Origin of the sequence: Chitinophaga sp. HK235 (assembly GCF_018255755.1) — a bacterium.
In the GTDB taxonomy this organism is placed as follows: domain Bacteria; phylum Bacteroidota; class Bacteroidia; order Chitinophagales; family Chitinophagaceae; genus Chitinophaga.
In genome coordinates this window covers 1,168,972-1,184,541 of record NZ_CP073766.1, presented here as the reverse complement: position 1 = coordinate 1,184,541, position 15,570 = coordinate 1,168,972, and the positions used below count along the sequence as shown (strand labels likewise).

Genomic DNA, 15,570 nt, shown 5'->3' with positions numbered 1-15,570 from the left:
CTATTTCTATCTTTATTAAACCCTTAAATATGTCTCAGGATAAATTAACAGCGACCATTGCTCTATTGGAAAAGGCCAGCGAAAACGGGATAAAAATATCTATTGATAATGATGAATTGATTGTACAGCTGGATGAGGAAAAAGAAATTGACAGTTCCTTCCTGTACGAACTGAAACATAATAAAGCTCAATTAATAGCCTATCTGAATGAGATCGGGCAAAGTGAACAGGATATGGCTGCGGATAAAAATATCACCGCCATTCCCAGGACAGGACTACTAAATATTCCTTTGTCATATAGCCAGGAACGCCTGTGGTTTATAGACCAGCTGGAAGGTTCCACACATTATCATATACCAGCCGTATTACGGCTAAGAGGACCATTGAATAAAGCCGCGCTCATACATTCATTACAAGCCATCGTAAACCGGCATGAGGTGTTACACACAGTGATATACACCACAGCGGGCACAGCTTATCAGCGCATACGGGAAGAAGATAACTGGCAGCTAACAGAGATAGATGAACCGGCTTATTATGAAAATGAGGCAGCATTGCAATCGCTGATTCAATCATTGATCGCCATCCCCTTTGACTTATCCGCGCATCATATGCTGCGCGCACATTTAATCCGTTTAGGTGAAGCGGAACACATACTGGTAGCAACGATGCATCATATTGCAGCCGATGGTTGGTCTATGAGTATTATCGTTCGTGAGTTGGGCGAACTGTACAATGCCTATATAACAGGTCATCCTGCAGTATTGCCATCACTGGACATCCAGTACGCAGACTATGCGATCTGGCAACGGGATTATTTATCGGTGCCCCTGTTGAAATCAACATTGGAATACTGGAAAAGTAAGCTGGCAGGCGTAACTACCCTGCAATTACCGACAGACTATGTACGTCCGGCCGTACAGCGTAATGAGGGGGCTACTGTTGCGTTTAGCCTTGATCGTGAGCTGTCGGATCAGTTGCGGCAATTATCCAACCAACAGGGCGCCACACTCTTTATGACCTTGCTGGCTGCGTTTAAGGTATTGTTGTATCGCTACACCGGTCAGGAGGACAGTTGTATTGGCAGCCCTATAGCTGGCCGGAACCGGCAGGAGCTGGAAGGGCTGGTGGGTATTTTTATCAACACACTGGCATTACGCAGCGATCTGAGTAATCATCCTTCCTTTATTTCTTTATTACAGCAAGTAAAGGAAACCACTTTAGCCGCTTATGATCACCAGGAGGTACCTTTCGAAAAAATAGTGGAAGCAGTGGTGAAGGAGCGTGATATGGACAGGCATCCATTGTTCCAGGTGATGTTTTCACTGCAGAACACGCCGCCGGTACCGGCGCTTCGTTTAGGCGAGGTGACGTTACTGCCGGTAGAAGTAGATCGTGTCACAGCGCAGCTGGATTTATCTCTTTCTATTCTGGAAACAGCAACAGGATTGAGTGGAAGCATCGTGTATAATGTTGACCTGTTCAGCAGGGAAACGATAGTGCGCATGGCGGATCATTTTAAGCAGTTATTACGGTCCGTTGTAGCAACCCCACATGCACAGATAGGTACACTTACACTGCTTACAGCTGATGAAGTACAGCAGTTGCAAATAACGTTTAATAATACGGCCACCACTTTCCCCGAAGATAAAACGGTAGTGGATCTATTTGCATCACAGGCTGCAGCTGCTCCCGGTGCCACTGCTGTATTATTGGGAGCTGCATCACTCACCTACAGCGAACTGGATACAAGATCATCACAACTGGCGCATCACCTGCGCAGCAAAGGGATTACGCCGGAGATACCGGTGGCGGTTTGTATGATGCCGTCGTTGGAAATGATAGTAGGGATATTGGGTATCATGAAAGCTGGTGGCGCCTATATACCCATAGATCCCGAATATCCTGCAGAACGAATCAGTTATATATTGACAGATACTGGTGTCAATATGATATTAAGTAACCAGAGCCTGGCTCCTGTATTAAAAGCCGCCGCGCCTCAGGCAGAGATTGTTCCGGCTGATGGAGAATGGAGCTGTATTCATGCGTATCCTGCCACCCCATTGACAACCGGACCTTCTCCTGAACACCTTGCCTATGTGATCTATACTTCCGGATCAACCGGCCAACCTAAAGGGGTACAGGCAATACATCGGTCACTGGTAAACCTTATATATTGCCAGAGTAAGGTGTACGATATTAAAAAGGAAGAAAGAGTACTGTTGCTCTCTAACTGTAGCTTTGATGCTGCTATAGAGCAAATATTCTTTGCATTGTTGAATGGTGCGGCTTTGGTTTTAATCAACAAAGAAACATTGTTGGATATTCACCTGTTTGAACAGTTGCTGAAAGAGCAGGGAATCACTCACCTGGAAGCTACTAATGGTTTTCTGATACAGGTCACGCCAGGCCGTTATAATGGGTTGAAACGGGTTATTTCCGGTGGTGAACAGTGCCAGGTAACACTGGCTGAAAAGTGGAGTAGTTTCGTTGACTTTTATAACATTTACGGACCTACAGAAACGACCATATCGGCTACTATACATCATTATAAGCCGGGCAGCCTGGATCAGCTATCTACCCTGCCAATTGGTACGCCATTACCCAATGTGCGGGCGTATATCCTGGATGCACACGGCGCGCTGGCCCCTATAGGGGTGGCAGGTGAATTGTATATAGCCGGTGCGGGAGTTACCCGCGGGTATTTAAATCGCCCGGATTTGACAACAGAAAAATTTATAGCAGATACATTCAGTAAGGCAGGGGGGAAAATGTATGCGACGGGAGATATAGCGAAATGGTTGCCGGATGGTACTATCGTATATCTTGGCCGTAAGGATGAGCAGGTGAAAATTCGTGGTTACAGGATTGAGCCGGCCGAGATAGCGCTGGTACTGGAACAATGTCCCCTGGTAAAACAGGCAGTAGTGGTGGTGGATAGGGAGCAACAAGGATACAACCGGTTGATAAGCTACATTGTGCCTCACGGTGTGTTTGACAGGGAAGAAATATATGCTTACCTGGAAAGTAAGTTGCCTGCATACATGATACCGGCCTTCATGGTTGCTTTGCCTGAGTTTCCGCTTACCGCCAATGGTAAAATTGATAAATGGGCATTGCCGCAACCCAATGGGGAAGAGCGGCACAGGATAGACTATGTGGCGCCACGTGATAAAACAGAACAGCAGCTGGCGCAAATCTGGCAGAATGTATTGGGCGTATCACTGGTAGGTATACACGATAATTTCTTTAAGCTGGGAGGACATTCACTGTTGGTAATGCGCCTGATGTCTGTGCTACAGAAAGAACTGGACATGGTAATATCTATGAAAGATCTGTTTCTGTATCCTACTATAGCCGGATTATCTGCTCATATAAAGGTACAACATGGTCAGTCATCATTGCCACCTGTTGTATCTGTTGTCAGACCCGCGCGTATTCCATTATCGTATAGCCAGGAGCGTTTGTGGTTTATTGATCAGATGGAGGGCAGTATGCCATATCACATCCCCGCCGTATTGCGGATGGAAGGCAACCTGGATATAGCTGCTTTGTCACGCGCCTTGCAAACGATCATAAACCGGCATGAGGTATTGCGCACAGTAATTGAACAGGAAGATGGCATTGCCTGCCAACGTGTGCTGGATAAGGACCAGTGGCAATTACATATAGTAGATGAGCTGACATACCAAACCGATCATGCAGCTTTGCAGGCGTATGTAAAAACATTGATTAATACCCCGTTTGATTTGTCTGCCAGTCATATGTTGCGCGGGCATTTAATAGTGCTTGGTGAAGAAGAATATCAACTAGTGATCACCTTGCACCATATTGCCGCGGATGCCTGGTCTGTCAACATTATTGTACGGGAACTGGCAGTGTTGTATGAAGCCTATACAGCAGCGCGCATACCACAGTTGCTGCCGCTACCCGTTCAATACGTGGATTATGCTATCTGGCAACGGAATTATTTGTCAGGATCAGTACTGGATAAAAAGCTGGATTACTGGAAAGAAAAGCTGACTGGTGTACAGCAATTAGAGCTGCCTGTTGATTATAGGCAGCCTCCTGTGCAAAGTACGGATGGTGCAAAAATTACTTTTGGTATTGATAGTCATTTATCTAAACAACTGGCAGAAATATCGCATCAGCAGGGGGCTACCTTATTTATGGCGTTGCTGGCGGTTTTCAAGGTATTGCTGCATCGTTATACCGGACAGGCTGATATTTGTGTAGGTTGCTCTACAGCGGTCCGCCCACAACAGGTGCTGGATGGATTGATCGGATTTTTTGTCAACACGCTGGCGCTGCGTAGCCATGTGCAGGGGCATTCCACTTTTGTATCACTGTTACAGGAGGTAAAAACTACGACCCTTGATGCATATGATCATGCCGATGCGCCGTTTGAAAAAGTGGTGGAAGCAGTAGTAAAGGAAAGGGATATGAGCAGGAATCCCTTGTTTAGGGTAATGTTTGTGATGCAGCAGGGGAACAGTACACCAGTGCTTCGTTTAGGTAATGTTGTATTGTCCGGAGATACAACAGACCAGGCAGCTGCCAAGTTTGACATCAACTTTTCGATAACTGAAAATGAAGATGGGTTACATATTGGTATTACCTATCGCAGTGATTTATTCCGCGCAGAAATGATTGCCAGGATGGCAAAACATTTTGAACAACTGTTGTTATCTGTTGTAACAAATCCGTTGCAGGAAATAGGTCTGTTGTCTATGTTGCCAGCCGCAGAAACGGTTCTGTTAAAAGACGTATTTAGTGGAGATGTTGTTGTACCGCCTGTAGCAGCGAAAGACAATATCGCAGATTTATTTTCCGACCAGGCGGCCAGTATTCCGTCAGCCACTGCATTGGTGTTTGAATCCTCTGCACTGAGTTATCGTGAGCTGGAAGAACGTTCCAATCAATTGGCCTGTCACTTGCGCTACCTGGGCGTTAAAAAAGGTTCATTGGTAGTGTTGTGTATAGAGCGTTCGCCGGAGATGATTGTGGGACTGTTGGGTATTCTGAAAGCCGGAGGCGCTTATGTACCGGTTGATCCTGATTATCCGCAGCGTATCGGTTATGTGTTGACGGATACAGGGGCATCGGTAGTAGTCAGCAGCGATGCCTGCCGGGGATTGGTTGAAACCAGTACCGTGGATCATATTATCGCACTGGATGGGGATATGGATATCCTCCGTCGTTACCCTGTTAAGGCTGTGTCTTCAACACTGTGTGCTTCCGATTTGGCTTATGTGATCTATACTTCCGGGAGTACCGGTAATCCGAAAGGTGTGATGATCACACATGGTAACCTGCTGGATTATTTATCAGGATTACAGGCGGCTTTACCAATAACTGATTGTCATTCATTTGCTTTATTGGCGGGCATTGCCACCGATCTTGGTAATACGATACTATATCATGCATTAACCAGTGGCGGTAGTCTGCATCTGTTCACAAAGAGAATGATCAATGATAGTGAGAAATTACAGACCTATTTTTCATCGCATTCGATCGATTGTTTGAAGATAGTACCATCTCACTGGAAAGCCTTGTCTTCAGTCAATTTACTGCTGCCGGCCAAACTGCTGATATTTGGTGGTGAAGTGCTGGACGCAGATGTAACCACCCGTATATTTTCTTCCCGTGGCACCTGCATGGTGGTAAATCACTACGGGCCCACGGAAACGACTATAGGGAAATTATTGCATATCGTGGAAAGAGACCGGGTATATGACCAGCATATTCCTATCGGTAGACCCTTTTCCAATAGCCGTGTTTATGTGCTGAGTGAACGCTTGCAGCTATGTCCGGTGGGTATTCCGGGGGAACTCTTTATTGGTGGTGATGGAGTAGGCGCTGGTTATCTGAATAATGCAGCGCTAACATCAGAACGGTTTATAGCCGATCCATTTAGTACTGGTGGTCGTCTTTATCGAACAGGAGATATCGTAAAATATTTACCGGATGGTAATATTATGTTTTTAGGTAGAAGAGATGATCAGTTGAAGATCCGTGGTTATCGTGTAGAACTGGAAGAGATAGCGCGTGTGCTGGAAGGGGCTCCCGGTGTGCTACAGGGAGTAGCGGTATGCCATGGAGAAGAGGGTGGTCTGCAACGATTGACTGGCTATCTGGTTACTGCAGCTGATTACAGTAGAAGCGCTGTGGATGCGTACTTGCAGGAACATTTGCCAGACTACATGATTCCATCCGGATTGGTGGTACTGGACAAATTTCCGTTGTTATCCAATGGTAAAATAGACAGGAAATCATTGCGTACGCCGGTGAAGGAAGTACAGGGGGCTGATTATGACGCACCCAAGAGTGTAACAGAGAAGTTGCTCTCAGCTATTTGGTGCTCGCTGTTGGAGCTGGAGTATGCAGGACGATTGGATAACTTTTTTGCCTTAGGGGGTCATTCCTTACTGGCTATCCGTTTGGTGTCTGCTATCCGTAAATCGATGGAGGTGGAAGTATCTATAGGTGATATTTTCGATTATCCAACGATAGCCTCCTTGTCAGCACATCTGGACCAAACATCAGGCCGGCCTGTATTACCGGGGATCAGACGTTATGATCCGCGTCCGGCACAGATACCATTATCGTATAGCCAGGAACGTTTGTGGTTTATTGACCAGCTGACGGGTAGTGTGCAATATCATGTGCCACATGTATTGCGGTTAAGCGGACAGCTGGACCGTGGCGCGCTGGCGCATGCCTTGCAGGAAATAGTGAATCGCCATGAAGTATTGCGAACTGTGATGGTACAGCAGGATGGTGTTGCTTATCAGCGGGTACAGGATAAAGACTCCTGGCAACTGACAGTAGTAAGTAAACCCGAATATAGAGATGATCCTGCCGCCTTGAAGGATTTCACCAGATCGTTAATCAACATGCCGTTTGATCTGTCACGGGATCATATGCTGAGGGCGCATTTAATAGTACTGGCAGCAGAAGAATACGTATTGGTAGTAACTATGCATCATATTGCATCTGATGCGTGGTCGAAAAGTATTATTGTAAAAGAACTGGCAGAATTGTATAGTGCTGGTGTGGACAATCGTCCGGCACAAATACCCGCATTAGATATTCAGTACACTGACTATGCCATCTGGCAGCGTGAATATTTGTCTGCAGAAATATTAGCACAAAAAATTGGTTACTGGAAAAATAAACTGGCAGATATTACCACACTGCAATTTCCGACTGATTATGCGCGCCCGGTTTTTCAAAGTACCCGTGGTGCTGGTTATCATTTCAGACTTAGCCGCGAGTTGTCGGATCAGCTGCAGGCATTGTCACGTCAGCAGGGTACTACACTTTTTATGACTTTACTGACTGCGTTTAACGTATTGTTGTACCGGTACAGTGACCAGGAAGATATTTGTGTAGGTACTTCTATCGCAGGCCGCCCGCAGGTGGAGCTGGAAGGATTGATAGGTTTCTTTATCAATACACTGGTGTTGCGTACAGATGTGAGTGATGATCCTGCTTTTACAACTTTGTTGAAACAAGTGAAACAAACTACACTGGAAGCTTATGATCACCAGGAAATTCCTTTTGAGAAAATCGTAGAGGTGGTCGAGAAAAACAGGGATATGAGCAGAACTTCCTTGTTCCAGGTGATATTTGAATTGTTTAATACACCAGATGCACCAGGTATAAATTTAAAAGATCTGCAATTATCCTCCGATCCTGTAGATCACATCACGACGTTGTTTGATATGGGGGTTTCTTTTGTTGAACAGCCAGCGGGATTAAGCGGATATGTGGAGTATTGTGCAGACCTGTTTAGCAATGATACCATATCGCGGATGATGGATCATTTTGTGCAGTTACTACAGGCTATTGTGCAGGCGCCTGACGCCAATATCAGTTCGTTTATTATGCTGAGCCAGGCGGAAGAACAAAAATTACTGACAACATTTAATGATACAGCCGTTGAGTTTCCGCATGATCAAACATTGCCGGCATTGTTTGGCTTACAGGCTGCGCGTACACCTGATGCCGTTGCAGTTTGGTTTGAAGGCAGCCAGCTTAGTTACGGGGAGCTGGACAGGCAGTCAGATCAGCTGGCGCATTACCTGGTAAGTAACGGTGTTAAAGCAGATCAGCTGGTGCCTGTTTGCACCGAACGTTCACCCTGGATGCTGGTAGCCCTGCTGGGGATCATGAAAGCAGGAGGCGCTTATGTGCCGATAGATCCTGCTTATCCTGCGGCCCGTATGGCGTATATACTTGAAGATAGTAAGGCAACCATTGTGGTGGGTAGCCGTTACGGGAAAGATAAAATACCAACGAATCCGGCTGTGGATATAGTAGTGGTAGAAGATGTAGTGGAATTGCCTTTCGTTGATGCGATATCGTTAGTAAGCGGGATACCATCCCCGCGCGATCTGGCTTATGTGATTTACACCTCGGGATCTACCGGTCATCCGAAAGGCGTCATGGTGGAACATGGTGGCATGCTGAATCATTTATATGCCAAGATAAATGATCTGGGTATAGACCAGGATACAGTGCTGGCCTTTACGGCATCCTATACTTTTGATATATCTGTATGGCAGATGTTTTCGGCATTATTGTGCGGAGGATGCTGCGTCATTTACCGGGAGGATCTCATTTATGATCCAGGTTATCTGATCGGACTGATAGAAACAGATGGTATTACCATATTGGAGTTGGTGCCTTCTTATCTGTCTATGTTGTTGCAGGAAGAAACAAGTGTACCACTTAGTCATCTGAAATACCTGCTGGTAACGGGAGAAGCGGTTAGTCAGCCGTTGCTGTCGCGATGGTTTTCTCACCCGGACTATGGAAAGATTCCGGTGGTCAACGCCTACGGGCCTACGGAAGCATCGGATGATATCTGTCACTATTTTCTTTATGAAAGTCCTGAACGAGCAAACATACCAGTGGGCAAGCCTGTACAAAATCTACAGGTTTACATAGTGGACAGCGACCTGCAATTATGCCCGATTGGTATAACCGGAGAAATATGTGTATCCGGAGTAGGAGTGGGGCGTGGTTATCTGAATCTGCCGGCATTAACAGCAGAAAAATTTGTAGCTAATCCGTTTGATAAATCAGGCGGAAAGCTTTACCGGACAGGTGATCTGGGCAGATGGTTACCTGATGGTAACATAGAATGCCTGGGTAGGATAGACCACCAGGTAAAGATCCGCGGTTACAGGATAGAGCTGGGAGAAATAGAACATTTGCTACGCCAAAGTGAATCAGTCAGCCAGGCAGTGGTATTGGTCAGGGCCGATGATAATAACCAGAAAAGACTGGTGAGTTATTATGTACCGGACATGCAGGCAGTAAAACAAAAAGAGGTATCGTTGTATAATCAACAGGAAGAGAACTGGCATGAGCTATGGGAAACAGAATACACCAAAACTGAAGAGGCAGGCGAAACAGCGGCAGAATTCAACCTTACAGGCTGGAATGATAGTTTTACCGGTAAGGCTATCCCTGTTGGGGAAATGCGGGAATGGTTGCATGATATTGTAGCGGTCATATTATCGGCACGGCCGGCCAATGTGCTGGAAATAGGCTGCGGCGCAGGATTGATCTATTATCAGCTGGTAGGACATATCGAAAAATATGTGGGTATAGATTTCTCTTCTGTTTCAGTAGGAGCTATTCGTCATCGTATCAGTATGGCAGAACGGGAATATCCGGCTACCATACTAAAAGTGGGCGCTGCACATGAGCTTAGTCTGGATGCGGATGAGGCGATAGACCTGGTTATTGTAAATTCAGTTGTACAATATTTCCCGGGAGAAAAGTATTTGTCTGATGTGTTGGACAAAGCTATTTCCTACTTAAATGGCGGAGGACGTATAGTTTTAGGCGATATACGTGATAACCGGCTGTTGAGGCTCTTTAAAACCCGCCTGACTACCGGAAAATTCCAGCCGAAAACCAGCATCCGGGAATTTGCCTGGGGTGTAGAACAGGAGATGCTGAAAGAGGAAGAGCTGTGTTTATCGCCGGAATATTTTTATCAGCTGCAAACAATTTATCCGCAGATCACTTACGTGGATATACAAAAGCAAAAAGGAGATTATATCAATGAATTGAGTTTATACCGCTATACGGTAATCATTTATGTTGGTATTGAGAAGGAAATGATAACTCCCCGGTGGCAATACTGGGAAGAGATAAAAGAAGGGCAGGACATCCTGCAGCAGTTGTATGATGATGAACCGGTTATCGCCCTGAAAGGTGTGCCGGATCCCAGGTTATGGAAAGAAATACTACTGGAAAAAGGTTTGAAAGATCTGGCTGTTCACACTGTCGGAGATCTTTTAACTTATGCAGAGCAGCCGGCGCGGTGCATGACAGTCGTGAATGAATGGCTGGCATTGGCCCGTGCAAAAGGATATACCTGCAGTTTTTTATTGGATGCCGATCCGTTAAAAATGAATCTATTGCTGGAGAAGGTGCCTTCAGAAGGATTTATTACATCGGTTTATAATGATACCATTGATACCAGGAATCATACTATCTCCAATATTCCGTTGTATGCAGATATTACCGAATCATTGGCACAGGACATCAGAAAAAATTTACAACAGCGATTGCCCGACTATATGGTGCCTGCCGATCTGATAGCCTTGTTACAACTACCGCTGACTAATAACGGAAAAATAGACCGGAAGTTTTTAAGCACGCGGGAAGATATGCAGAGCAAGAGCCTGATCAACTATCAGGAACCAGTGACAGCAGCAGAGCGGCAACTGGTTGATATCTGGCAAAGTGTATTGGGAATAGCACGTGTTGGTATTTATGATGATTTTTTTGAGTTGGGCGGTCACTCATTATTGGCCACCCGTGCGGTGTCTGCTATCCGGAAAATGATGGAAGTAGAGTTAAAGGTGAAGGACTTTTTCCTTTATCCTACTATTGCCAGGCTTGCCAGATACCTGCAGCAACAGCATACAGGCTTGTTGTTGCCTGTCATTGAAGCCAGGGAAAGAGCGGCGCGTATCCCGCTTTCGTATAGCCAGGAACGTTTGTGGTTTATTGATCAGTTGACGGGTAGTATACAGTATCATGTCCCGATTGCGCTGAGGTTGAAAGGAAAGATGAACAAGCCGGCACTGGCCTTTGCATTACAAAGTATCGTGAACAGACACGAAGTATTACGTACCGTGATACGGGAGGATGAAGAAGGAAATGCCTGTCAGGTGGTGCTGGATAAAGATCAATGGGAGTTACAGGTTATTGATGATCCTTCCTGCAGCGAAGAAGCATTACCGGCTTATGTGAAGGTACTTGTTCATCAACCTTTTAATTTGTCTGAAGATCATATGCTGCGGGTACACCTGATAGTACTCGGAGAAGAAGAGCATGTGCTGGTGGTAACCCTGCACCATATTGCTTCTGATGGCTGGTCTACGGGAATAATTGTAAAGGAGCTCATAGAATTTTATGATGCATATGCAACCGGCCGCCCGGCAAATCTGCCTGTACTGAATGTACAATATGCAGACTATGCCATCTGGCAACGGCAATATCTGTCAGGAGAATTTTTGGAAGCTCAAATCGATTACTGGAAAACCCGATTGTCTGGTGTGGCAGTATTGCAATTGCCGACCGATTATCCGCGGCCTGCTATTCAAAGTGCGGCGGGGGCGAGCCTTATATTCAGATTGGATGAGGAGTTATCCGGGCAGTTGCGGGCATTGTCGCTGGAACATAACTGTACGTTGTTTATGACCTTGTTGGCGGCCTTCAAAGTATTGTTGTACCGTTACACCGGGCAGGAAGATATTTGCGTGGGTAGCCCCATTGCAGGAAGAACCAGCCAGGAAACAGAGGGCCTGATCGGCTTTTTTATCAATACCATGGCATTGCGTAGTCATCTTGATAATACCATTGGTTTTACAGAATTATTGCAACAGGTAAAAGAAACAACTTTAGGTGCCTATGAACATCAGGAAATACCTTTTGAGAAAATAGTGGGAGTAGTGGCAAAAGAGCGTGATATGAGCCGCAGTCCGTTATTCCAAGTCCTGTTTGCCTTGCAGAATACACCTGGAGCGCCGGACCTCCATTTGGGAGACCTGCATTTATCCTCCGAGAAAATGAAACAAACCACTACACAGTTTGACCTCAGTTTTTCTATGGAAGAAGGTAGGAATGGATTAGCAGGGAAGGTGGAATATTGTACCGACCTGTTCTCCGAAGATACCATTGTCAGGATGACCGGCCATTTCGAACGGCTGCTACATGCTATCGTTAAAGCGCCGGAAACCGGGTTGGGTGAATTAGAGATGTTGAATACCGTTGAAGAACAGCTGCTGGTAACAGCGTTTAATGATACGGAAACGGTACATTCGCAGGATACTGCAAAAACAATTGTATCGCTGTTTGAAGAACAGGCAGCACTTACACCTGAGCATACAGCCCTGTTATATGAAGATCAGCATTTCACTTACCGGCAATTAAATGAAAAAGCTAATAGGCTGGCTCATTATTTAAGACATGCAGGCGTGAAAGAAGAAACACTGGTGCCTGTTTGCACTGACCGGAGTCCTGCTATGATAATAGGTATACTGGGCATATTGAAGGCCGGCGGAGCGTATCTGCCGTTGGATCCTGCCTTGCCTGTGGAGCGTTTATCTTTCATGCTGACAGATTGTAAAGCCGGAATACTGGTGTGTAATAATGCCTGCCCTGTTAGTTTACAGACTAATGCTGCTGTAAAAGTCATTAACACCGACAAACTGGAGCGTGAGATATCAGCATGTACAATCAACAATCCGGAAATAACATTGCAGCCGGGCAACCTGGCTTATGTGATTTATACCTCTGGCTCTACAGGTACCCCTAAAGGAGTGATGATAGAACACCGGAATATATTGAATATCTGCTATAGTTGGCGTTATCAGTTTGGCTTTGATAAACAGCCTCCGGTAGTGCTGTCACTGGCTTCCGTTTCTTTTGATGTATTTACAGCAGAATACTGCCGGGCATTGCTTAATGGTGGTCAACTGTTGTTGGTCAGCGAGGAAAAAAAGCTGGACGTGAATTATTTATACAGCATGATGAAGCAATATCGTGTAGATACACTGGAGTCTACACCAGCATTGATTATTCACCTGTTGAAATATGTTACGGATGAGGGGCTTGATTTCTCTTTTATGCGGCTTTTGATAGTTGGTTCTGATATCTGTAAAAAAGCGGATTATCATTATTTGTATGAGCATTACAGCAAATGGATACGCATAATAAACAGTTATGGCGTAACGGAAACTGCTATTGATGCTTCTTTTTTTGAAGGAATAGCCGACCACTACCAGGTAGTGCCAATAGGCCGTCCGATGCATAATGTACGATATTACATACTGGATGAATACAAACGCTGTGTTCCGGTGGGTGTAGCCGGAGAATTATATATTGGCGGAGCTGGTGTAGGCAGGGGATATATCAATAATGAGCTGCTTAATAAAGAAAAGTTTGTAACAGACAGCTTTATAGCGGATGGTGGAAAAATGTACCGCACCGGAGATCAGGCCAGGTGGTTAGCTGATGGTAATGTAGAGCTGATTGGTCGTATGGACGGGCAGGTAAAAATACGCGGTTACCGGATTGAGTTGGGCGAAATAGAGCGGGTATTGCAACAATGTGCATTTGTAAGCCACGCTGCTGTTACTGCTAAAATGGATGAAAATGGAAATAAAAAACTCGTGGGATATGTAGTGCCACGTAAGGATTTCAGGAGAGAAGAGATCATTTCTTTTCTGAAAAGCAAACTGCCGGAGTATATGGTACCTTCATTACTGATGGAACTGGAACAGCTTCCTTTATCGGTGAATGGCAAGATCGACAAAAAAATGCTGCCGGACCCTGATATGAATACATTGTCGTCAAATTCATATGTAGCTCCGCGTAATGAGTCTGAAGCGATACTCGCTTCCGTTTGGGAGGAACTATTACAGGTACAACGGGTAGGTATATACGATAATTTCTTTGAGTTGGGAGGACATTCTTTGCTGGCAATGCGTTTAATAGCTATGCTGCGTAAAAAAATGAATAAGGAGTTAGCTATACAGGCGGTATTCCGTTACGCCACTGTTGCGGACTTTGCTGTTTATATGGAAAACGAAGCTACGGGTCTGGCAGGAGCACCTATTGAAGTATACTCCCGTTCCGGTAGTATTCCGTTGTCCTTTAATCAGGAATACCTATGGCACATTGACCAGCAGGTAGGTAGTATACAATATCATATTCCAATATTATGGAAGATCAAAGGTGAGGTAAACAGAGAAATGCTTGAAAAAGCATTTCAGCATGTTGTAAACCGTCATGAAATATTACGTACGGTGATCCGTTGTGATATAGGTACATCTGGGCAAGACCTGTACCAGGTGGTAATGGATGAAGGATTATGGTCTCTGGCAGTTACAGATGATCCGCAATACCGGGAAAACGAGGCCGCGCGCACTGCTTATATTCACAGGCTGGTCTATACACCGTTTGATTTGTCGCGGGATCATACATTGCGTGCGCATCTGATCATTTGCGGGGCAGACGAATATATGCTGGTGATAACGCTGCATCATATAGCGGCTGATGCCTGGTCTCTGGGAATTATGATGCGGGAGTTAGCTAGCCTCTATACTGCTTATACAACAAACCTCCCGGGCAACCTGGCTTCATTAAATGTACAGTATGCAGATTATGCCATCTGGCAGCGTAAATATATGACCGGCTCCCTGCTGGCTGCACAACTGAATTATTGGAAAAAACAATTGGTAGATGTAAAAGTGCTGGCACTGCCGCTCGATAATGAAAGACCAGTGGTGCAAAGCTGGGGGTGCAGTGTAGAGCGGTTTTATATTGATCGCGAGCTGAGTGATGCATTGCAGGGATTATCCCAACAACAAGGTACCACATTGTTTATGACATTATTGGCGGCATTTAAGGTATTGTTGTATCACCTTAGCGGAGAGGTAGATATTTGTGTAGGTGCCTCTATTGAAGGCAGAACAAGGCAGGAGGTGGAAGGACTGATTGGTTTTTTTGCTAATCAACTGCCCCTGCGCAGCCATCTCGCCGGTAATCTGCCTTTTGAATCACTTTTACTACAGGTAAAACAAACCACACTCAATGCCTATGAACATCAGGAAGTACCCTTCGGGCATATTGCAGATGCATCTGTAATAGCGCAGGAACAGTATCGTCATCCTTTATTCCAGGTAATGTTTTCTTTGCAGAATATTCCTGAAACACCGGCCATTGATATAGAAAGCATACAGGTATTAGCAGAACGCCTTGCTCTGGATATGACTGCGCTTGATCTTACCTTGTCAATGATGGAGACAGCAAACGGCTTAACCGCAAGTATAGCATATAGTACAGACCTGTTTCATGAAGACACCATCAAAGGTATAAGCAGAGATTTTGTACAGCTGCTGTATGCAATTGTAAAAACACCAGCGGCACAGATCGATGCTTTGTTGGCAGGAAAATCCTGATCTGATATAGAAAAAACCTGCAAAACCTGCATATAGCGCAGGTTTTGCAGGTTTAAATAAGCCTCAAAAAAAA

The 15,570-nt window shown here is 45.3% G+C and carries 1 protein-coding gene; it reads left to right on the top strand.

All coding sequences use genetic code 11. From position 1 onward, the window contains the following. The first annotated feature begins 29 nt into the window (after positions 1 to 29). Positions 30 to 15,497, top strand: coding sequence for a non-ribosomal peptide synthetase (locus KD145_RS03765; RefSeq protein WP_212004575.1), 15,468 nt, complete (start codon positions 30 to 32; stop codon positions 15,495 to 15,497). The last annotated feature ends 73 nt before the right edge of the window (positions 15,498 to 15,570 follow it).